The following is a 21,109-nucleotide window of genomic DNA, read 5'->3' on the forward strand; positions in this document are numbered from 1 at the left end:
GAAATGCCCTGCTGACACCGCCAGAGAGGGAGGGACGTGGCGCAAGGGGAGACGGAAGGCAGGGGGAAGGCAGGGGGTGCTGATGACGCGAGGGGGACCGTAATGTCCTCGACAGGGCCGCGCAAGAACTAGACAGAACATTGCAACAATAAAAATTCAGCCCGCAAGATCTAATGTGCCCTCTTGGGGCTGCGTCCGGCACCGGGCCGCACACATGGCGGTGCCGCCGGACGGGGAGTCCGGCGGCACCGTGGAGAGGGTGGGGTCAGGTGGTCCAGATCTGGAATTCGGACACCTGACCCGCGGGCCAGCCGTTGTTGGCGGTGATGGTGACGCGGTAGTAGCGCTGGGTGGTGGCGGGGAAGGTGAGCGTGACGGTGTTCCTGGTGCTCGGGTCGAAGGTGTAGGCGGCCGGGGACTTCAGGGTGGTGAAGGTGGTGCCGTCGGTGCTGCCGCCCAGGGTCACGGTCTGGGTGCGGGCGCCCCAGGCGGCGGGCAGCTGCAGGACCACGCGGGAGGCGCTCCGGGCCGAGCCCAGATCGACCTGGACCCATTGCGGAAAGGCGTTGTTGGCGCTCTCCCAGTAGGAACCCTGGTTGCCGTCCGTCACGTTCGACGACGGGTACACGTCGGTGTGGCTGGACTCGCCGGTGGGCTTGCCGGCCGCGAGGTCGGTTCCGGTGGTGCCGTCCGCCGCGGTGAAGCCGAGGTAGTTGATGTTCCAGCCGCCGGTGTCCTGGTCGAGCGTCAGGACCTGCCGCCCGGCGGGCAGGGTCACATGAGTGGTCACGGTGGCCCAGGTCTGCCAGTCACCGGTGGCGGGCAGGTCGACGGCTCCGGTGAGACTGGTGCCGGCGGCGTCCGACAGGTGCAGCGCACCGGCCACCGCGGACGGGGCCGCGACGCGCAGGCCGAGGGTGTAGGTGCCGGCCGTGGCGACGTCCACGGTGTAGCGGAACCACTGTCCGCCGCCGGTCCAGCCCAGGTTGTGGCCGCCGCCGGTGTCCGAGGTGTTGTCCAGGTCCACCCCGTCGGCGCGGTAGGAGTTGGCGTTGCCGTTGACGGAGGTGACGTTGTAGGCCACGCCCTGGCCGCCGGTGTCGTAGTCCTCCGCCTGCACCGTGCCGGGCACGGCGGCCGGGGTGCCGCCGTAGGGGCCCTCGGGAGCGGGCGGCGGCCAGTGGTTGTCACTCAGCGTCGCGACGAACCCGCCGGAGTTGTTCACGAAGGCCGAGGCGCCCGAGGGGAGCCCCGTGACCGTGTTGCCGGTGATCGTCGCCGAACCGGTGGGCGCGGGGTAGAACGGCGGGGAGATCGCGATGCCGTTGCGGCCGGGGTTGCTGACCGTGTTGTCCTGGAGCAGGGTGTTGGTCGAGGCGGAGAAGCCGATCCCGTCGTAGAGGGAGTCGGTGACGGTGTTGCCGGTCACCGTGACCTTGTCGACGGTCCCGGTGTTCTGTCCGTCGCCGCCGTTGCCGATGTGCAGGGCGGGCTGGCCCTGGCTGTAGGCGTTGCCGCCGGAGCGGACCACGGCGTTGCCCGTCACGGTCGCGGACAGCAGGTCACTGCCGTTGACACCGAAGCGCCCGGCTCCCAGGCCGATGTAGCGGGCCGTGTCGCTGATGTAGTTGTCCTTGACCTGGTGGCCGCTGCCCCCGTAGATCCCGACACCCTTGCCGCCCCACGGCGCGATCGAGGTGTTGTCACTGACGGTGACATTGGTCATCGGGTTGTAGTAGGTCTTGGAACCGTCGCTGTTGGTGTTGTAGTTCACCGAGTTGATGGCGATCGCGTCGTCCCCGGTGCCGCGGACGAAGTTGTCGGTGACCGTCAGGTCGTTCCCCGTGTCCGCGCCCAGCGACACGTTGTTGACGTTGATCCCGTCCGCCCAGATCGAGGTCAGCCGGCTGTTCCGAACCGTCCCGCCGGTGCCGGAGGCCCAGAAACCCGACATGGTGTGCTGGGTCCAGATGCCGTCGGCCAGCCAGTCGGTGCCGGTGGTGTCCATCGCGCCGCCGTCCCCGCCGACGGTGCTGCGGCTGACGGCGTTGGCGTCGATGTGGAAGTTCCGTACGGTGCAGGAGGTCAGGTCGAACAGTGCGGCCAACGGCGTGTTGTTGGGGACCGGGACGTCACGGTAGACCGTGCTGTACCACAGGCCCGCGCCCGCGATGGTGATCCCCTGCGCGTTCAGTCCCGCGGTGCCCTTCACATAGAAGGTGCCCTGGGGGATCCACAGGATCCTGCCCTGCGACTGCGCCTGGTCGATGCAGTTCTGGATGGCGGCACGGCTGTCCACCGACTGGCTGTCGGCCGCGCCGTTCGTCGGCGTGTTGTCCGCCACCGCCCCGCAGCTCGTGATCGAGATCGAGTTCGCCGGCTGCGTCAGCGGCGCCGGCGGGTTCTCCACGTCGACCGAGTCCACGTCGTAGAAGGACGCGCTGTTGTCGGAGTCCTTCCGCAGCGAGAACGTGGCGCCCGCCGGGATCGGGGACCCGGTGACGAAGGTGTGCGACTCGTCCCAGAAGACCCTCGGGTCGCCGTCGGCCGGGTTCTGGTTGTCGCTCGTGTTGTAGTTGCCGTTGCCCTCGTACACCCAGCTCTGACGCGAGTTGAGGTTCAGCGTCTGCCGGAACACCCCGTTGACGTACAGGTTCAGCGTCCCGGTGAGACCGCCGCCGGATGCCGAATCCGGGATGCTGGCGCGGACGTTGAGGAAGGAGATCGGCTGCCCGGTGGTGTTCGTCCACTGCACCGACTGGCCCGTGCCGTCCAGGTGGACGTACGAATGGCCCGAGGCCTCCAAGGCCGCGCTCGAGTACTGCGTCGTCGGCGCCGAGGTCAGCGACCGGACGGCCGCACCTCCGGCCGGCGTTCCCGCCTCGGCCTCGTAGACCGAGAACGGCGTCGTCGCACCCACCGCCGCGCTCGCCGCCGCCTGCGGCTGCGGCTGCGGCTGCGGCTGCGGCTGGTGTGCGGCTGCGGCCGGTAAGGCGGACACGCACATCGCGCCGACCGCGGCGACGGCGGCCACCGCCAGTCGCCGGGGTCTGGAGATCGTCAGCATGTGATGCTCCTTCGAGGAATGCGGGAAACCGGGGCCCCGACCGTACAGAGCCCCCATTCAGCCCGCTAGATTCCGACGAAGTAAAGAATGAATCCCGCATGTTCTTGCAAGTTCCTCACTCAAAGTCCGCAAATCCTCGATGCATGGTGGCCGACCGCCCGCGATCACGGGATGGGTGTGTCGCGCCGGGGGCTCGGGCGGCCGGGATCGCCGTACCTCGATCGCCGTGTCGGGCGCGTTCGCCTTCGTCTCACGCGCGACGGTCGGCCGCTTCCAGTGCGGACAGCCGACGCCCCGCCGGAGCGTATCGGTCCGAACCGAGAGGAATGGGCAGATCTCGCCCCCGGCCTGGGACGACGGAGACCGGAAGATCGTGCGTCCCGACGGGATCGGCTGCCCTCGGGTTCGCCGTTTTACCTGGTGATCTGCTATTCAGAGGCGCCCGCTCATGTGCTCGCCACAGACTCGGAGCGATGCCCTTTCACACAGGAGGACTGTTTGATGAACGACCGGCCCTTGACACTCATGGCGGTACACGCTCACCCCGACGACGAGGCCACCAGCACGGGAGGCGTCCTCGCACGGTACGCGGCGGAAGGCATGCGCACGGTCCTCGTGACGTGTACCGACGGCGGTTGCGGTGACGGACCGGAGGGTGTCAAACCGGGCGATCCCGGGCACGATCCGGCGGCCGTCGCCCTGATGCGACGTCAGGAACTCAAGGCCAGCTGCGACATCCTGAAGATCGGTCACCTGGAGATGCTGGACTACGCCGACTCCGGGATGATGGGCTGGCCGGCCAACGACGCCCCCGGATCCTTCTGGCGGACGCCCGTGGCGGAGGGCGCCGCCCGACTCGCGGAACTCCTGCGGCGCTACCGACCCGATGTGGTCGTCACCTACGACGAGAACGGCTTCTACGGGCACCCCGACCACATCCAGGCCAACCGCATCACCATGGCCGCGCTGGCGATGACCGAGCCGACGCCGAAGGTGTACTGGACGACGGCGCCCCGCTCGATGATGCAGCGGTTCGGGGAGGCCATGCGCGAGTTCGGTGCGGACGTGCCGGAGCCGGATCCGGCCGAGGCCGCCGCGCTCGCGGAGATCGGACTCCCCGACGAGGAGATCACCACCTGGGTGGACACCACCGCGTTCGGCGGCCAGAAGTTCGACGCGCTGGCCGCACATGCCAGCCAGGGCGAGAACATCTTCTTCCTCGGGATGGGCCGGGAGAGGTTCACCGAGTTGATGGGCGTCGAGACCTTCGTACGCGTCCAGGACACCACCGGCGCGGCCCTGCCCGAGAACGACCTCTTCGCCGGACTGCGCTGATCCGCCCGCCCGCCGGGGCCGGAGAGGGCCCTTGATCCGCTCCGCGCGACACCCGGGCCGCAGGTTTGGCGCCTCGGTTCCGGACCCGACGGGGTCGGCGGCGGAGCGGGATCAGCCGTCGGCTTCCCGCGCCACGCGCTCCAGGCGGCTCCGGTGGCGCTCCCACCACTCCTGGTCCCCCGGCGGCAGGTTCTCCTTGCCGTACAGATAGCCGACGGACCCGTCGATGAGCTCTCGCACGATGTCCGCGTGGCCGGCGTGCCGCTGGGTATCGGAGATCACGCGCACCAGGACGTGGTGCAGCGTCACCTCCCGGCGTTCCGCCGGCCACCACGGGACGCGACCGGTGGCGTCGAGCGCGAGCGTCGCGATCGTGCCGTCGGAGTGCTCCCACGCCTGGCGGTACAGACCGACGATCTGTTCCCGCGATTCGTCCGCGCCGGCCCACATGTCCGAATTGGGCTCCGACTCCTCGGTGTACCACCAGGACGGCGGCTCCGCTTCGAAGAACGGTCGCCCGAACGTGTCGCCGAAGTACCCCAGCTCCACGCCGGCCACATGCTTGACCAGCCCCAGCAGGTTCGTGCCCGTGGGGGTCAGGGGACGGCGGATGTCGTACTCCGAGAGGCCGTCGAGCTTCCACACCAGGGCGTCGCGCGCCTCTTGCAGGTACCGGAGGAGGTCCGCTTTCGGGTTCGCTTCGATCATGCCGGGCAGTGTCCCACCCGGCACTGACAGCCGGGTGCGACATCAGGCCGGGCCCACCGCCCCGCTTGCCGGAGACCGGTGCCGGTCCGCCCGCAGCCACCGTTCGGGCCACCACCGTCAGCCATTCCGTTCGGTCCTGAGACGACGTCCGAAGCCGAGGTCAGCGGCGTAGGACTGGTGGTAGCCCCCGAGGGAACGGGAGGCGGGCCCCCTGCAGATCCGGTGGCTGGCCCGCTGTCGGCCCGGTGCGGCCTTGCCCAGACTCGGCGGCATGACGTTCTCCATCGACGATCCGGTCACGGCCGCACCGCCCGCCGCCCCTGCGCGGCCCTCCGGTCCCGGCAGCGATTTCGCCAGACTCTCCCAACGCATCGGCGAGGCAGGCCTGCTGGACCGGCGGCCGGGCTACTACACGGTGCGGCTGGGTCTGGTCATCGCGGCTCTGCTGGGTGGCGGGGCGGCCTTCTTCGCGCTCGGCGACAGCTGGTGGCAGCTGGCCCTCGCCGCCGCCATGGCCGTCGTCTTCGGCCAAGTGGCGCTCGTGGCGCACGATCTGGCCCACCGGCAGGTCTTCCGCCGGCGCCGCCCGAGCGAGACCTGGGGCCGCCTCTTCGGCAACCTCGCCATCGGCATGAGCTACGGGTGGTGGATGAACAAGCACACCCGTCACCACGCCAACCCCAACCACGAGGAACTCGACCCCGACGTCGCTCCGGACCTCCTGGTCTGGTCCACCGACCAGGCACGCAACAGCAGCGGCCTGGCCCGGGTCATCGGCGGCCACCAGGCGTTCCTGTTCTTCCCGCTGCTGACGCTGGAGGGTTTCAACCTGCATGTGTCGAGCATGCGGGCGCTGCGCTCGCCGTCCATGAAGAACCGGGGACTGGAGGGCGCGCTGCTCCTCCTGCACCTGGCGGCCTACCTGTCCGCGCTGTTCCTGGTGCTCTCTCCCGGCAAGGCCGTCGCGTTCCTCGCCGTGCACCAGTGTCTCTTCGGTGTCTATCTCGGCTGTACGTTCGCCCCGAACCACAAGGGCATGCCCACCTTCACCGGCGACGAGCGGCCCGACTTCCTGCGGCGTCAGGTGCTCACCTCCCGCAACGTGCGGGGCGGTCGGTTCACGGACGTGATGCTCGGCGGGCTCAACTACCAGATCGAGCACCACCTGTTCCCGAGCATGCCCACACCTCATCTGCGACGCGCCCGGGTGATCGTGCGGGCGTACTGCGCGAAGATCGGTGTGCCGTACCACGAGACGGGGCTGCTGCGGTCCTACTACGAGGCCCTCGCGCACCTGCACCGGGTGGGAGAACCCATCAGGCGGCAGCGCAGGGCGTCTTGACCGCGCGGCGAGTACGCGGCTCGTCGCGGGCTCTCAGTCGTCCGTGGTCAGAACCTTCACCAGGGCCTCGACGGCGACCACGGCCTCCGGGGTGGCCAGCACGAGCACCGGATCAGGGGTCTGCAACAGGAATCCGCTCCAGACCCGGAAGACAGCGCTGCCGTCCGCGCCGTCCTTTGCGAAGGAGATGCATCCCGGCAGATATCTCACGTCGTCGCGCCCTCCGGGCAACCAGGGCGCAGGACCGTCCAAGAACCGGAGGTAGTTGTGACTGGTGGACGGATACCACCGGCTCAACGCACTCGCCCGGGCGGCCAGCACCAGCTCCTCCTCGACAGGAGGCACCCACGAGTCCGTGCCACGCAGCAACGCATCGTGGGCTCGCGCGCATCGCATCTGCCAATCCCAGTCATCGTCCAGCGACCATCGGGCGTCCTCTGCCATGCGCTGAGTCTGACCGAACCACTGAGTGCGGGTAACCCCCGACGACCCCGTCGTCACCGCTCTCGCCCTCCGGCGGGTGGCCCGCTCGACGCCGGGTCGGGGGTGTTCTTCGGCGGGTCAGATTACTGGGACGGGTTCCTCCAGAGCCTCCAGCGCCGCGGCCGGAAGCCGGATGCCGGCGGCCTCGATGTTCTGGGCGAGATGCTCGCGGGTCGATGTGCCGGGGATGAGGCAGACGGTGGGGGAACGGTGCAGCAGCCAGGCGAGGGCGAATCTGCCGGGCGGAGGCGCCCAGGTCCGCGGCGACGTCCTCCAGGACCTGGAGCTGGAGGGGACGGAACCCTCCCGGCGGCCAGAAGGGCACGAAGGCGATGCCTTGTCGGGCGCACCGGTCCACCAGGCCGTCGTCCGGTCGGTGGGCGGGTGCGCCGATGCCGACGCACCGCTGTTGACGGAGTTGTCGCGTGACGGTCGTGCAGGGGTGGTCGAACTGGCCCGCAGCACCGGCTGGAGTCAGGCGCGCGTGTCGGCGCGTCTGGAGCAGCTGCTTGCGGAGCACGCGGTGTACGTGGCCGTCGACCTCGCCTACGACCGGTTCGGATTCCATGCCACGGCCTATCTGTGGCTCACGGTCGCACCAGGACACCTGCACGCCACGGGCGAAACGCTGTCCCGTCATCCCGCGACCACCTTCGCCGCGTCGGTCACCGGCGCGGCCAACCTCCTCGTGACCGTCACCTGCCGAAACGTTGATGACCTGTACATGTACGTCACCGGCGTCGTCGGTGCGATCCCCCATGTGGTCCAGGTCGACGTCGTCCCTGTACTGCACCGGCTCAAGCCAGCCGGCACCCGTCTCCAGGACGGCCGTCTCGCGGCGACTTCCCGGACCGGCCCCTGAACCGGCTCCCGAACCGGCTCCCGGACCGATCCGAGCCCACCGCGGCCGTCGGTGGGCTCGGATCGTCCGTGCGGCTGTTTTCCGTTACTTCCCGAATGCCTGTCGGAACGCGTCGACGGTCTCGTCGTCGGCCCCGTTCGCGCCGCACACCGGGACGACACCGTTCTCGGCGGCCACGATGTAGCGCTCGCCCTCCGAGAACGTCAGCGTCTCCGGCCGGCTCGTGTCGCTGTCGAGCACGACCGTCTCCGTGTCGCCGCCCTTCAGCCAGTAGTCGACGCGGAAGGTGACCGTGGAGCCCTTGACGGAGGTGGCCGTTCCCACGAAGAGGGTCGGGTACCCGCGCAGGGTGTCGGGACTGGGTGCCACACACTTCTGGCTGCCGAAGCCGCCGGCGGTGGTGAGTGTCAGCGGGCCGGCCGAGGCCGGGTGCCCGTTGTCGTTGTTCGCCATGACTCCTCCGGCGATGCCGCCGCCGAGCAGAAGCAAGCCGGCGGCCGCCGCGAGTCCGAACAGCTGACGGCGGCTCCGTCGCGCAGCGGTCTTCGCGGGGGCTGTACTGCCGGTCTGGAGCGCGGTGTCGGTGGTCAAGGTGTCCTCCACAAGTCGGTCGATGTCGGGCAGCGGAGCATGTGGGGTCAGCGCCGGGTCCGCGGACTTCAGCCGGGCCAGCAACTCGTCGTCATTCACTGACCGCTCCTTCCTTCATCCCTCTTGTGTCCGGTCGGTTCGTCATGCTTTCCAACTAACTGTGCGGCGATTTTCTTTTTCGCCCGGTGCAGCCGGATGCTCACCGCGTTGGACGTCAGCCCGGTCGCCTCCGCGATCTGCCGGGGCGCCAGCCCCTCCCACGCCCACAGCCGCACCACCTCGCGGTCCAGCGCCCCGAGGGCGGCGAGTGCGGCGTGCAGATCGCTGTGGTCGCCGCCCCCGGCCGGCTGCTGCTCCTGCACTCGGATCAACCGCTCCACCAGCCGGAGCCGGCGCCCGTCGGCACGGCGGGCATTCGCCAGGCAGCCCCGCGCCACCCCGTAGCACCACGGCAGCACGTCATCGGGGTCGGGCGGGACACCCGATGCCTGCCCCAGGCCGGGGACGTCGTCAATACGGCGCCACAGCACGAGCATCGCCTCCGCCAGGATGTCGTCGACCGTGTCGGCGCTCGTCCGTCGCAGCAGATACCGGTGCAACGGCTCGGCCACCACGTGCGCCAGCCTTTCGAAGCGCGCCCGCTGCCTTTGGCGCGACTCCTCTTCCGTCATGGATTCCACAACCCGTCCTGTCCGGCACCGGCCGGATCCTTTCAGGCGAGATCGCACCTTGGCAGCACAGCACCTTCTGGCCGAGCGGCACGCCCAGTGACAGCAGCGCCGGCAGGAGCAGCACCAGGGCCACGCCGATGGCGCCTTCCGTGGACCCGCAGGGGTTGGCGGCAGCGCACGAGTCCAGCGCCATGGGAGACATCAGCAGCAGGAAGGCGGTGGCGAGTTGAACCGGCAGCGCCACCAGCACACCGGCCGGCACAGCGATCCACCACTTCCGCCGAGGCTGTACCCGGGCGCCGAGAAGGCATTGGGCCGCGGACGGCGACGGTGCGGGCGAGAGCTGAGTGGGGACCTGCGGTCTGGCGGGTGGGTTCATGGACCGGTCACGTTCTCAACGGCCTCGGCCGAGACGGCCACGTCTGCAATCCGGTGCCACTTCCCGCTCAGAGATCCAGCGTTGACCGTACGGTCCCCGCGCCGGAGCTCGGTGAGAAGGCAGGGTCCGGGTCGCCGGGATCCGGACCCTGCCGTGTGCCGTACGGCGTGCGCCGTTCAGTGGCGGTGGACGCGAACGGTCACGGGATCCTGCTGAAGTCCGCCTGGATCGTGCGGTTGGCGTCCATGGTGAGCTGGTAGTCGGCCGTGCCGATAACCGGCTGGCCGTCGACCTCCCAGCCGGTGAACCGGTAGCCGGCGGCGGGCTGCGCGGTGACCGTCACCTGCGTCCCAGGCTCGTAGGGACCGAACTCACTGACGCTGATGGTCCCGCCCGCGGCCGGGTTGGCGGACAGGCCGAGGGTGTGCCGGCCCACGGCCTTCGTGGCACGGTAGCCGGCCACGATGGGGGTGCTGGCCTGGGCGGTGGCGGCGTTGTTGTTGTCCGCGTCGCCCAGAGCCTGCCCGCCGATCTTGTTCACGGTGTTGGAGTACTGGTTGATGACCTTGCAGTTCTGCGGGGCGCAGGCCGAGGAGTAGGCCATGAGTGTGTGGTGCAGCTTGTCGGCGGTGACCCATCCGTAGTCGGTGGTACCGGCCGGCGGCGTGTAACCGCCTGCGATCAGCGTCTTGCGGTCGTGCTGCAGCCCGAGGTTGTGGCCGATCTCGTGCGCGAGGTTGTCCCACTCCTTCACCGACAGGACGCTGGTGACGGAGTAGGCGAGATTGTCGGTCGTCGACGTCGCCGGCAGGGGCAGATCGGCCTGGCCGGAGCTGTTCTGGATGGGAATGGAAGCGAGGAGCGCCACCAGGTCGGCACCGAACTCCTCCCGCTTCGCGTGTGCCGTGGCGCCGAGGGTCGGGTCCTGGGGGTTGCTGAGCTTCGTCATCATCTGCCCCGCGTCCTCGTCGGGCACGCCGGACGGCGCCGTCTCGTACGAGTTGACGACGTGCACGCTGGCCGGCACATGGCTGGTGGCGAAGGCCTTGTTGAGCTGGCTCACGCCGTAGCGGATGCGGGCCTGCACCTCCGTGACACCGCCGAGCTCGGCGACGGCGGCGGGGGTGTACGGGACGACGACATCAATGGCGACGGGGTTGGAGATGTCGACGGCCTTCGGCTTCGTCCGACCGGGCCGGGTCCGTGGGGCCGTCGTGACGGTGTCGACCCCGTGCCCGCTGGGTGGCAGCTTCAGGGTGTCGATCTCCGTCAGGCTGTACTTGCCGGGGCGCTTTCGCAACGGCTCGAACAGATAGTCCTTGAAGCCGATCTCGATGACCCCTTCCAGGGTGACCGGGCCGCGCGTGCAGGCTCCCATGACGGACAGGGAGACCGTGTCCTCGGGCCGCTTCGGGTCGTGGCCGTCCCAGTACACGGTGCCGTCCGCCTCCTTGTGCAGGTAGTCACGCTCCGCGGTGATCTTCGGTCCGTTGGGGAAGAGCCGGAACGTACGGAGCTCGGGGACACCTTCCTTCTGCTTGCGGCACAGTCCGGCGAATTCCCTGGCGTCCGCACTCAGGACGGCACTCCGTACCACCCACGGCTCATGGGCGCCGCCCGCGGCGAACGCGGCAGGGCTGGTCAGGGTCAGGGGGAGGGTGCTCAGGAGAGCGGACGCCGCGGTGCAGGCGGCGAACGTGGGACGGCGCATGAGGGACATCAGCCTCTCAATCGGGGGATATTAGCCTCATAATCAGACGATCAGCGCGTATCGATTCGTCGAACGCGCGCGGGAGAGGGCTTCTGGCGGTGAGGTTCACCCGGTCATCCGCGCTCCGGCCGCCGAACGCAGCGCAGTCGGCCGACGGCCGGTAGCCGGTAGCCGACCGAAGCCTGTCCTGTCAGGCTGCTCGATCACGTGTGGAGCAGCCTGGGCCCGTACCCGTGGTTCTCACCGGCCGCGGGTCGACGGCCGCGCAAAAACGAAGTGATCGGGCTGCTCGGTCGCCGTTAGGCTGCCCGCGGAGGTCGCCCGTGGGGATGTCGTTGCTGTACGAGGTCTTGGAACCGCTGCCGGACGCGGAGAGCGCTCTGCGTCGCGCACGCGAGCTCCTGAGGGATTTCGCCGATTGGGTGGACGACCCGGACATCCCCGAGATCGGCCAGGTCGTCACGGCGGAGCAGTACGCTCACGCGCTCACGTTCTTTCGCGAGGGCCGGTTCATGACACAGGCCGGCAGGCGCTTTCCGGAGACGGGCCTGGAGGACTTCTGGAGAGGGCTGCACGCGCTGGGCGTGCCGCGTGGCGACAGTCCGTACGAGGTGCAGGTGGAGCTGATACCCGAGTTCGAGGGGCTTTGGCCGCTTCCCCCGGAGATGTGCCTGCAACCGTGGCGGGACGCCTGGCCGCCGCTCGTCCTCTCCCGCCTGGAGGAAAACTGCAGGGAAGCCGACATCGACGCCCTGGTCGCGGATGTCGGCCCGTTGTCCTTCGACGTGGGTTGGCACGCCGCGCTGCGCGGACTGCCCTCCAGCAAACTGTGCGGTGTCCAGCTGTGCCTCAACAGCGTCTGGACATCCCAGTGCGCCGAGCCGGCGCAGGGCACGCATGGCGTCTACCTCTCCATCGGAACCAGGAACCGGGACGTGCAGGAGGAGTGGCTCACCGCCACTGGCCTGACTCTCGGCGAACCTCTGCCGGGTTGGTAGCCGTCAGCTCATTTCGGCTCGTGTCGGCGAGGTCGAGATCAGGCGGCTTGTCCGAGTCGGCCGAGTACACCACGCTGAGCCCCGAGCACGAGGGCTGCCGGCGAGCCCGGATCGCGCACCGATGAGTTTCCCGCGCCGCGCTGGTCTGTACGCCGGACACCCACGGACGGAAGGCTGGGCCATGCGGAAACTGATCTACGGCATGAATCTGACCCTGGACGGCTACATCGCCGCGGCCGGCAACGACATCGGCTGGAGCGGACCGCCGAGCGACGAGCTGTTCCAGTGGTGGCTCGACCAGGAGCAGGCGAGTGGCCTGTCGCTGTACGGGCGCAAGCTGTGGGAGACGATGAGCTCCTACTGGCCGACCGGCGACCAGCAGCCGGGCGCCACTGCGGCGGAGATCGAGTTCGCGCGGAACTGGCGGGACACGCCGAAGGTGGTGTTCTCCTCGACGATCGACAAGGTCGACTGGAACACCCGCCTGGTCACCGGCGACGCGATCGCCGAGATCACCCGGCTCAAGGCCGAGGACGGCGGCCCCATGAACATCGGCGGCGCAACGCTCGCCGGGGCGGCCATGCGCGCCGGGCTGATCGACGAGTACGTGATCGCCGCCCATCCGGTCCTGGTGGGCGGCGGCACGCCGTTCTTCACCGCGCTGGACAGCTGGGTGAACCTGAACCTGGTGGAGACGCGGACGCTTCCCGGCGGCGTGGTCCTGACCAGGTACGAGACGAGGCGCTGAGCAGCAGCACCCACGCGCCCGTGAGATTACGACATCAGCCGCGAGACCCTCCACTTCGTCCAGATGAAGGGTTTCGGGTGATCGTCTCAGAACATGGCCCTTGAGCGGCAGTTCGGTGCGGGCCGAGCGCCGCGGCCGCGGACTGGATATCGGCCGGGCGCCGGACCATGACCTGCGAAGCCTGCTGGACGCGGTCCTCTACGTGAACCGGACCGGGATCCCATGGCGTTACCTCCCGCACGCGCGCGGCAACCCCGCCCCGCGCACTCGCCGCCGGAGGGGCTCGGCGGTCAGCTGCCGACGAGCATCTGCCAGGTCTGCGGTCCCACCTGGCCGTCCACGCCCAGGCCGTGCGCGGACTGGAAAGCCCGGGCGGCGCTGTCGGTGCCGGAGCCGAAGCTGCCGTCGACAGCAAGGCCGTAGCCGAACTTGTTCAGCTCCACCTGGGCGGCCCGGACGTCGTCACCGCTGGAGCCCTCCTGGACCTGGACGATCAGCGCCGACCAGGTCTGCGGGCCTATCTGGCCGTCCACGCCGAGGCCGTGCGCGGACTGGAAGCTCTTGGTCGCGGCGAGGGTGGCGGGCCCGAACTGGCCGTCGGCGGTGATCGAGGCACCGTGGTAACGCAGAAGATACTGCGCGGCCAGCACATTGTTCCCGGTGTCGCCGTCGATGACATTCGGCCAGGGCGGCGCGACGGTGCCACCGCCCGAGGCGCCGTTCCCGGTACCCACGAGCATCTGCCAGGTCTGCGGCCCCACTTGGCCGTCCACGCCCAGGCCGTGCGCGGACTGGAAAGCCCGGGCGGCGCTGACGGTGCCCGAGCCGAAGCTGCCGTCGACAGCGAGGCCGTAGCCGAACCGGTTCAGCTCCACTTGCGCGGCGCGGACGGCGTCGCCGGTGGAGCCGTCCTGGACCTGGACGATCAGCGCCGACCAGGTCTGCGGACCTATCTGACCGTCCACGCCGAGGCCGTGCGCCGACTGGAAGCTCTTGGTCGCGGCGAGGGTGCCCGACCCGAACTGGCCGTCGGCAGTGATCGTGGCACCGTGGTAGCGCAGAAGATACTGCGCCGCCTGCACGCTGGGCCCCGTCATGCCCTCGGTGATGTTCGGCCAGGACGGCAGGATGACACCGGTACCGCCGCCGCCCGTACCGCCCCACTGCCCGAAGTCGGCGGCCATCGCCTGGTCGAGGTCCGCGTCGTGCCCGGCGACCGCGATGCCGTTCTGGACCTGCCGCAACTGCGCGCGGCTGTCCCAGTTCCCGCTGGACCACGCGTACGTCTGCCAGCCCCAGGCTATCTTCCCGTTGTCGAAGAGCTCCTTGATCACGTGGTAGCCGCCGTACGCACCGGTCCGAGACCGGCCGATCACCGAGGCGACGCCGTCGAAGTAGGAGTTGAGCGCGGCATACATCGAGGGCTGAAGGTCGAAGTCGACGCTGAAGTAGATCGGCCGCGACGACGGCATCCCGTTGGCCAGCGCTTGCCGCTGCGCCTCAGTGGCATGCCCGGACCCCTGGGCGTAGGGGTCGGAGGGGACGCTGCTCTGCCAGGACTGCAGCCCGTCGGACTCCCAGTTGGAGACGATGCCCAGATCCGCGGCGGTCAGGGCCTGAGCCTCGGACAGGGTGAGGACCTTCGGGTTCGGCAGCCAGCTGAGGTAACGGCACACGAAGCCGTAGCCCGCCGCAGCGACCGAACCGGCGGTGAGCGACGCGTCGGAGTAGTCGATCCCATAGCCGGTCGCCGCGGAAGCCGCGGACGCCGACGGGGCGAATCCGATGCCGGCCGCGGTGGCCACCGCGGCGCCGCCGGTGAGGGTCAGCAGCCTGCGCCGAGACAATCGACGGCTGGGGTCAAACAGGTTCATGACATGTTCCAATCCTTGACGTCTGGTTGCGGTGAGCAGCGCGGGAGTTGCTGGGTGACGCAGCATTCGAGTCCTGCCGGAGCCAACTGTCCAGCGCTTGGGCGGTACCAGTCGGAAGCAGCGCTGCAGGTGATCTTTGGGCCCCGGTCCGGCCCGCGTCCACAACGAGTCGGGATCTGGTGGGACGGCGGGACGGCACCGGCACTGACCTGCCGGGATCCGCAGCAGCGTGACGGTTGAGCGGGACGGCTTCGGCACGGCCGGCCGCCGAACAGGGCGGCCGCGTGGGTGCCGGCTCAGGTCTCCGCCGCGGGGGCGCCGGTGCTGCGGAATCAGCGGGAAGCCGCCCAGAGCCTTCCGGGGTCTTCAAAGTCGAGCGGTGCGCTGGTTCAGCTTGCTGACGCGACGTCACGCTCGGTGTCGGGTCGAGCGGCCGGCGGACGGAACACACCGGGTCCACCTGGCCACGGCCGATGAGAGGGCCCGGGCGTGCCCGGTCTGCGGGGTGTTCGCCACCAGGGTGAAGGGCTCGGCGGTGCCCCGGCCCCGCGATCTGCCGTACGGCGAGAGCGGGCTGGAGGTGCGCCGGCACAAGCGCCGCTTGTGGTGCCGTGAGCCCGGCTGCCCGCGTCGCCCACTTCATCGCCGGGTTCCTGATGCCGCACCAGAAGAGGACACCTGACGGCCCCTGCATCCGGACGGTCATGGCGCAGATGGGCGCGATCGAGTCCACCCTGCACCTCCTCGCCAGCCCGGGTTGACTGTCTGTCAGGTCGCGGCCCGCCACCCCGTCATGACCCTGCCCCTGCCCCGCTGCCCCTCCGACACCAGTGACCTCGAATGGCTCCTCCTGGAACGGCTCCTGTCCGGGCATTCCGGGTGGGTGTCAGTGGGTTCTGCGATCGTGTGCGTCGTGGATGAACTCGTGGAACGCGTTGATGCGCAGGATCGTGTGCTGGGGGTGGTCAGTCGGCGGGACGCTGTTCGGCAGGGCTGGCTGCACCGGGTTGGCGTGGTGGTGTGCCGCGATGGGCAAGGTCGCTTTCTCGTTCATCGGCGTGCCGAACAGCTGTCCCGTTTCCCGGGGCAATACGAACTCGGTGTCGGGGGCGCTGCGGGAGTCGGCGAGTCCTATGAGCAGGCGGCTGCCCGCGAGCTCGGTGAGGAGCTGGGGGCGCGGGCGACAGTGTGCCTTCGGTTCAAGTTCCTCAACCGGGGTGGGCTCAGCCCTCACTGGCTCGGGGTGTGCGATGCCGTGCTTCCGGAGATCGGCGCCCCCGATCCGGGAGAAGTGGCCTGGCACGGGTGGCTGACCGAGTCCGAGCTGCGGCGGATTCTGCGGCAGTGGACCTTCACTCCTGACAGTCAGGAGATTTTCGGCCGGTATCTCGCCTGCCGTGCTGACCCGGCGCTTTCGCAGAAGCGGTGCTCATGAGCCGGGCCAGAGGGACGAAGGCGCTGGTCGTTCCGAGCTCCCGGGGGTTGGGCCGACGGGGGTTGGGGTGTCCACGAGGCGTTCGGCGAAGCGGGCACCGACCCAGCACTGGTCGGCCAGTGGATCACCGAAGTCCAGGCCCGCCGCGCCCGAGCGATCGCTGAGCGCCGCCCAGCCACCCATGAGGACCGGCTCACCAAGGAGGATATGCGCTCGATGAGCACATCACTGGGCAGCATCCGCGACGTACTCGCCGACGCCGAACCCCAGGACAAAGCCGACGTCTACCAGAACCTCGGCCTCAAGCTGACCTACGACCCCGCAACACAGCTCGTGCGAGCCGAGGCTCAGCTCGACCCGCACAAGTTGCGGTTGTGATCCGTGTCCAAGGGGGGAGTTGACCACTGACGATACGGTCACGGGGGTAGTCGTGCCGGCCGCGGACCTGCCATCGGCTCGGGCAGCGGTCGTAGGGGCCGGGCGTTGGCGGCCCGCCCGGCGGGACCGGGAGGCGCGCTGTCAGCGGCGCGTTTGCATGCCGTGCAAGGTGAGGCCCGCCGTGGGCAGACCTGTGCCGAGTTCCGCAGGCAACGGGTCTCCTTCACCGTACGGGCCCCTGCCCGACGCTGCTGTACTCACCTCCCTCAGGGCGGTCGAACAGCGGTACGGAAACGGTCGGTGCCGGAGCTCCGTACTGCCGGTCGCCGTTCCGCCCCGTCACCAGGCTGGTGAGGCGGCCGGAGGGCTCCACGCCCAGTTCGCCGGCCAGCAGGGCGCGAAAGCGCTGGTACTCGCGGTGTGCCTCGACGAGGTTGCCCTCTGCCAGATGCACCAGGATGACGGCACGTCGCGCGCTTTCCCGCAGCGGGTCGCCGCGGACGGCCGCGAGCGCCGTGTCCAAGGCAGCCGCGTACTCTCCGCCCATGCACAGCGCGGTGGCGGCTGCCTCCAGCGCGTGGAGGTGGAGTTGACGCAGCCGGTCCCGCTCGAAGACCACCCAGTCCTCGTACCATCCGGGCAGTAACTCGCGGATCCGCAGATTCGGCAGATCATGGCCCCTGGTGCCGGAGTCGGTCGACCGGGCGGTGACCCGGTGGGCGAACTCGGTCACGTCGGCGCTGACGAAGCTCGCCAGCGCCACCTCGCGGTGCTCTCCGGTGACCAGTCCCGGAACCACCTGGTTGATCCGCCAGACAGTCGTCCGGAGACTGCCGAGCGCACGTTCCTCGGGCGCCTCCCCCCACAGACTGCCTGCGACGACCGTTCGCGGCGAGGGCCCCTGGATGGTCAGATAGGCCAGCAGCCGCTGGGCGCTGTCCGCTAAGTGGATCCGATCATCGCCTATCTCCAGACGGAAACCATCGAACAGCTTGAGGTGTCCGCGCTTGGTCATCGTCCGCTCGGGCACGACGCTGGACGCCACTTGTTCCCCCCTCTGAACTTGTTGGTATCCGCAACACTTGCCGATATCCGCAACAAATGTAGGCGGCCGGACGGGCCCGAGGTGCTGGTGTGAAGAATGTGACGATCCTGTGACGGGGGCGGCCGTAGCCTCATGGTCGGCGAGCCACCGGCCGCCTGACCGTCCGGCCTTCGCGCGCGGCCCGCCGCGCCGGCGGCCCGGAGAAGGGAGCACCGTGACCACCAGCACTCCCTACCCCGGCGTCTACGTCCAGGAGATCGCCAGCGGGGTGCGGACCATCACCGGCGTCGCGACCTCCGTCACGGCGTTCCTCGGCAAGACCCGCCGCGGCCCGGTGGATCGGGCCACGGTCGTCAACGGCTTCGCCGATTACCAGCGGATCTTCGGCGGGCTGTCGCCGGACAGTACGGTGAGCTCCGCGGTGCGCGACTTCTTCGCCAACGGCGGCGGCCAGGCGCTGGTGGTCCGGGTGGCTCCCGGCGCCGTCAAGACGACCCTTGCCCGTCTCACCCGCCCGGCGGCGACGCCGGGCGGCAAGGACACCGACACCACCGACACCACCGACACCACCGCGGCCGACACGGGCACGGACCTGGTGCTGGTGGCCGCCGAACCCGGCTCGTGGGCCAACCAGCTGACCGCCGCCGTCGTCCACGACACCACCATGGACCTGACCGAGGTGGCCACGAGGCTCGGCACGACGGCCGACGAACTGTTCAACCTCGTCGTCACCGACGGCGGCACCGGTCAGCAGGAGACCATCCGCAACGTCACCGTCACCGCGAGCGCCCGGCGGCTGGACGCCGTGCTGCAGGCCGAGTCACGGCTGGTGCGCGTGCCCGACACGCCGGGCCTGCCCGCACAGCGCCCCAAGGAGACGACCGCCGGTCAGCCGCTGGCCGTGGCCGAGGCCGACGCCGGCACGGACGGCGGCGATCTGACGGAGGACGACTACACCGCCCCCGCGCTGCAGGCCACCCACGGCGGGCTGTACGCCCTGGACCAGGCCGACCTGTTCAACCTGCTGTGCATACCGCCGCCGGTCGCCGGGGGCGACACCCCGCCGGGCGTCTACCAGGCGGCGCTCGCCTACTGCGCGCGGCGCCGGGCGGTGCTCATCGTCGACCCGCCGGGCGGGATGACCGTCGCGACCGCCGCCACAGCTCTGTCCGGCCTCCGGCTCACCGGCCCGGACGCGCGCAACGCGGCGCTGTACTTCCCCCGCCTCCTCCAGGCCGACCCGGCGGCGGGCGGACGGCTCGGCACATTCCCCGCGTGCGGGGCGATCGCCGGGGTCATCGCCCGTACCGACGCCTCGCGCGGAGTGTGGAAGGCTCCCGCCGGACTGGACGCCGCCCTCGCCGGCACGGCCGATCTCGCGGTCGGCCTCACCGACGCGGAGACCGGCGAGCTCAATCCGCTGGGCGTCAACTGTCTGCGGTCGTTCCCCGGCGCCGGGCTGGTGGTCTGGGGCGCGCGGACGCTGCGCGGCGCGGACCAACTGGCCGACGAGTACAAGTACCTGCCCGTGCGGCGGCTGGCCCTCCACATCGAGGAGAGCCTGTACCGGGGCACGCAGTGGGCGGTCTTCGAGCCCAACGACGAGCCGCTGTGGGCGCAGATCCGGCTCAACCTGGGGGCGTTCATGCAGGGCCTGTTCCGGCAGGGGGCCTTCCAGGGCACCACCGCCCGCGACGCCTACTTCGTCAAGTGCGACCGCGAGACCACCACGGCGGACGACGTGAACCTCGGGCGCGTCAACATCGTCGTCGGCTTCGCACCGCTGCGCCCCGCGGAGTTCGTGATCCTGCAGATCCAGCAGATCGCCCAGGCGTAGGCCGCACCGGGCACGAGGAGCAGACCATGGCCCAGTTCAGCGTGAACGCGCAGCGCTTCGATCCGTACAAGAACTTCAAGTTCCGGGTGCGCTGGGACGGCCGCTATGTCGCGGGCGTCAGCAAGGTCGGAGCGCTCAACCGCACCACCGAGGTGGTCACCCACCGGGACGGCGGAGACCCCAGCAGCAGCCGCAAGTCGCCGGGCAGAACCGAGTACCAGGCCATCACGCTGGAGCGGGGCGTCACCCACGACACGGACTTCGAGACGTGGGCGAACAAGGTCTGGACGCACGGCTCCGGGCTCGGCTCCGAGGTCTCCCTGCGCGACTTCCGCAAGGACATCGTGATCGAGGTCTACAACGAGTCCGGCCAACTCGCCCTCGCCTACAAGGTGTTCCGCTGCTGGGTGTCGGAGTACCAGGCGCTGCCCGAGCTCGACGCGAACGCCAACGCGGTCGCCATCCAGCACCTGAAGCTGGAGAACGAGGGCTGGGAACGCGACCTCGACGTACCGGAGCCGACCGAGCCCAGCTTCACCCCGCCCGGCGGGTGACGCGCATGATGAGGCAGGCAGTGGACGCGGCGGACCCGTCGTGGACGCTCGCGGCCTGGGAACGCGGGCTGCGCGAGGGCCCGTTGGACCGGGCCGTGACACTGCTGTCCGCGCTCGCCGGGCTGGGGCGCGAGGACGCCGAGCGCACCGAACTGGGCGACCGGGACGCGGCGTTGGCCACGGCACTGGAGCAACTCGCCGCGGGCACGGCCGTATGGGGCTGCGTACGCTGCGAAGGGTGCGGCGAGCAGCTCGACGTACCGGTCCATCCGGCGGCCCTGCCCCGCGGGCCGCGGCACGACCCCGCGCGGCCGCTGGAGGTGGAGGTCGCCGGTGTCCGGATCGCCTTCCGGCTGCCTGACACCGGGGACCTGCGGGCGCTGGCCGGCACCGACGATCCACGGGCCGGCCGGTGGCTGCTGCTCGCGCGCTGTCTGCCGGACGGCGCGGACGGCATCGACGAGGAGGCCGCGGCGGTGATCGAGGCCGCGATGGAGGAGGCCTCGCCGGGCGCCGCGGTGACCCTCGCCGTGGACTGCCCGGTGTGCGCGGCGTCGACCGTCGCGGCCCTGGACGTCCCCGCCCTGCTGTGGGCACAGGTGCAGACCCGGGCCCTGGCGCTGCTGCAGGAGGTGCACGTGCTGGCCCGCGCCTACGGCTGGACCGAGCCGGACGTGCTCGCCCTCAGCCCCGCGCGGCGCGCCGCGTACCTGGAACTGGCCGACGCATGAGCGGGCTGCTGACCGACCTCGTCGAGCGCACCCTCGGGCTCGTGCCCGTGCTGGAGCCGCGGCCGAGATCGCGGTTCGAACCCGTGGCCGAGGACGGTTTCGAGGTTGTCGTGCCCGAACCCGTGGCCGGCCTCCCGCGGGCGGCCAGGACGCGCCAGGACGCGCGTCCGCCCGCCGCCGGCATGGCACCCGTGCCCGCCCCACGGCGGGAACAGCAGGCTGAGCGACCCGTCCCCGGACGGCCGGAGCGGATCACCCCCGCTCACGAGGCCCCTGACACCGACGCGCCCGCGCCCGCGCCCGCGCCCGCGCCCGCGCCCGCAAGCGACGTGACGCCGCGACAGAAGGAGCAGGCCTCCC

General features: G+C 70.1%; 20 protein-coding genes and 2 pseudogenes. 14 read left to right on the plus strand and 8 right to left on the minus strand.

Annotated features, from left to right (window positions below; all coding sequences use genetic code 11):
- Positions 1–265: 265 nt before the first annotated feature.
- On the minus strand, positions 266–3,067 hold the full coding sequence (locus SSP29_RS30120; protein ID WP_089103990.1) for a discoidin domain-containing protein: 2,802 nt from the start codon (positions 3,065–3,067) through the stop codon (positions 266–268).
- A 501-nt stretch (positions 3,068–3,568) separates the two neighbouring features.
- Between SSP29_RS30120 and SSP29_RS30125 the strand changes: the two genes are divergently transcribed.
- Positions 3,569–4,402 (plus strand): PIG-L family deacetylase, encoded by an 834-nt coding sequence (locus tag SSP29_RS30125; protein WP_089103991.1) that lies wholly within the window; start codon positions 3,569–3,571, stop codon positions 4,400–4,402.
- A 111-nt stretch (positions 4,403–4,513) separates the two neighbouring features.
- Here the strand turns inward: SSP29_RS30125 and SSP29_RS30130 are convergent, their stop codons facing one another.
- A complete protein-coding gene (locus SSP29_RS30130) occupies positions 4,514–5,110 on the minus strand; it encodes a DinB family protein (protein WP_089103992.1) in 597 nt (198 codons plus the stop codon).
- 271 nt (positions 5,111–5,381) lie between these two features.
- Between SSP29_RS30130 and SSP29_RS30135 the strand changes: the two genes are divergently transcribed.
- Positions 5,382–6,452 (plus strand): fatty acid desaturase family protein, encoded by a 1,071-nt coding sequence (locus SSP29_RS30135; RefSeq protein ID WP_089103993.1) that lies wholly within the window; start codon positions 5,382–5,384, stop codon positions 6,450–6,452.
- Positions 6,453–6,485: 33 nt separating this feature from the next.
- Here the strand turns inward: SSP29_RS30135 and SSP29_RS30140 are convergent, their stop codons facing one another.
- The gene (locus SSP29_RS30140; RefSeq protein WP_145968966.1) at positions 6,486–6,896 is read right to left on the minus strand and encodes a hypothetical protein; all 411 of its coding nucleotides are present in this window, start codon (positions 6,894–6,896) and stop codon (positions 6,486–6,488) included.
- Positions 6,897–7,122: 226 nt separating this feature from the next.
- Here SSP29_RS30140 and SSP29_RS56645 point away from each other — a divergent pair, with 226 nt between their 5' ends.
- Entirely contained in the window at positions 7,123–7,797 is a 675-nt protein-coding gene (locus tag SSP29_RS56645; protein WP_245883284.1) for an Lrp/AsnC family transcriptional regulator, read from the plus strand.
- 84 nt (positions 7,798–7,881) lie between these two features.
- Here SSP29_RS56645 and SSP29_RS30150 read toward each other — a convergent pair whose 3' ends face one another.
- The 3 genes from SSP29_RS30150 to SSP29_RS30160 all read right to left on the minus strand — a co-directional run bounded on the left by SSP29_RS30150 (position 7,882) and on the right by SSP29_RS30160 (position 11,149).
- A complete protein-coding gene (locus tag SSP29_RS30150; RefSeq protein ID WP_089103996.1) occupies positions 7,882–8,487 on the minus strand; it encodes a hypothetical protein in 606 nt (201 codons plus the stop codon).
- The gene (locus SSP29_RS30155) at positions 8,484–9,059 is read right to left on the minus strand and encodes an RNA polymerase sigma factor (RefSeq protein ID WP_150135183.1); all 576 of its coding nucleotides are present in this window, start codon (positions 9,057–9,059) and stop codon (positions 8,484–8,486) included. The genes SSP29_RS30150 and SSP29_RS30155 overlap by 4 nt, the downstream gene beginning before the upstream one ends.
- A 578-nt stretch (positions 9,060–9,637) precedes the next feature.
- Positions 9,638–11,149, minus strand: a complete 1,512-nt coding sequence (locus tag SSP29_RS30160; RefSeq protein ID WP_167450031.1) for an InlB B-repeat-containing protein — start codon at positions 11,147–11,149, stop codon at positions 9,638–9,640.
- A 329-nt stretch (positions 11,150–11,478) separates the two neighbouring features.
- Here SSP29_RS30160 and SSP29_RS30165 point away from each other — a divergent pair, with 329 nt between their 5' ends.
- The 3 genes and pseudogenes from SSP29_RS30165 to SSP29_RS30175 all read left to right on the plus strand — a co-directional run.
- The gene (locus SSP29_RS30165) at positions 11,479–12,147 is read left to right on the plus strand and encodes a hypothetical protein (RefSeq protein ID WP_145968967.1); all 669 of its coding nucleotides are present in this window, start codon (positions 11,479–11,481) and stop codon (positions 12,145–12,147) included.
- A gap of 181 nt (positions 12,148–12,328) precedes the next feature.
- Positions 12,329–12,895 carry a dihydrofolate reductase family protein gene (locus SSP29_RS30170; RefSeq protein WP_089104000.1) on the plus strand — a complete coding sequence of 189 codons (567 nt, stop codon included), beginning with the start codon at positions 12,329–12,331 and terminating at the stop codon, positions 12,893–12,895.
- Between the two features lie 100 nt (positions 12,896–12,995).
- Positions 12,996–13,148: pseudogene (locus SSP29_RS30175) on the plus strand (transposase); the annotation flags it as partial.
- Between the two features lie 37 nt (positions 13,149–13,185).
- Here SSP29_RS30175 and SSP29_RS30180 read toward each other — a convergent pair.
- Positions 13,186–14,769 (minus strand): peptidoglycan-binding protein, encoded by a 1,584-nt coding sequence (locus SSP29_RS30180; protein ID WP_167450032.1) that lies wholly within the window; start codon positions 14,767–14,769, stop codon positions 13,186–13,188.
- Positions 14,770–15,304: 535 nt separating this feature from the next.
- Between SSP29_RS30180 and SSP29_RS61300 the strand changes: the two genes are divergently transcribed.
- The 4 genes from SSP29_RS61300 to SSP29_RS58660 all read left to right on the plus strand — a co-directional run bounded on the left by SSP29_RS61300 (position 15,305) and on the right by SSP29_RS58660 (position 16,582).
- Positions 15,305–15,451, plus strand: a complete 147-nt coding sequence (locus tag SSP29_RS61300) for a hypothetical protein (protein WP_368669266.1) — start codon at positions 15,305–15,307, stop codon at positions 15,449–15,451.
- On the plus strand, positions 15,381–15,530 hold the full coding sequence (locus tag SSP29_RS58655) for a hypothetical protein (RefSeq protein ID WP_167450033.1): 150 nt from the start codon (positions 15,381–15,383) through the stop codon (positions 15,528–15,530). The genes SSP29_RS61300 and SSP29_RS58655 overlap by 71 nt, the downstream gene beginning before the upstream one ends.
- A 152-nt stretch (positions 15,531–15,682) precedes the next feature.
- Positions 15,683–16,204, plus strand: coding sequence for an NUDIX domain-containing protein (locus tag SSP29_RS30185; RefSeq protein ID WP_245883286.1), 522 nt, complete (start codon positions 15,683–15,685; stop codon positions 16,202–16,204).
- Between the two features lie 216 nt (positions 16,205–16,420).
- Positions 16,421–16,582, plus strand: a complete 162-nt coding sequence (locus SSP29_RS58660) for a hypothetical protein (RefSeq protein WP_167450034.1) — start codon at positions 16,421–16,423, stop codon at positions 16,580–16,582.
- A 223-nt stretch (positions 16,583–16,805) separates the two neighbouring features.
- On the opposite strand, the gene SSP29_RS30190 is transcribed toward SSP29_RS58660, so the two are convergent.
- Positions 16,806–17,627 (minus strand): AfsR/SARP family transcriptional regulator, encoded by an 822-nt coding sequence (locus tag SSP29_RS30190; protein ID WP_150135185.1) that lies wholly within the window; start codon positions 17,625–17,627, stop codon positions 16,806–16,808.
- Positions 17,628–17,841: 214 nt separating this feature from the next.
- On the opposite strand from SSP29_RS30190, the gene SSP29_RS30195 reads away from it, so the two are divergent.
- The 4 genes and pseudogenes from SSP29_RS30195 to SSP29_RS58665 form a co-directional block, all read left to right on the plus strand.
- Positions 17,842–19,464 (plus strand): phage tail sheath family protein, encoded by a 1,623-nt coding sequence (locus tag SSP29_RS30195; RefSeq protein ID WP_089104003.1) that lies wholly within the window; start codon positions 17,842–17,844, stop codon positions 19,462–19,464.
- Positions 19,465–19,490: 26 nt separating this feature from the next.
- Entirely contained in the window at positions 19,491–20,018 is a 528-nt protein-coding gene (locus SSP29_RS30200; protein WP_089104004.1) for a phage tail protein, read from the plus strand.
- A 5-nt stretch (positions 20,019–20,023) separates the two neighbouring features.
- Complete coding sequence (locus SSP29_RS30205; protein ID WP_145968968.1) at positions 20,024–20,749, plus strand: hypothetical protein; 726 nt, start codon at positions 20,024–20,026, stop codon at positions 20,747–20,749.
- A pseudogene (locus SSP29_RS58665) lies at positions 20,746–21,109 on the plus strand (hypothetical protein); the annotation flags it as partial. The gene SSP29_RS30205 and the pseudogene SSP29_RS58665, both read left to right, overlap by 4 nt.

This window comes from Streptomyces hyaluromycini (assembly GCF_002217755.1).
Classification (GTDB): domain Bacteria; phylum Actinomycetota; class Actinomycetes; order Streptomycetales; family Streptomycetaceae; genus Streptomyces; species Streptomyces hyaluromycini.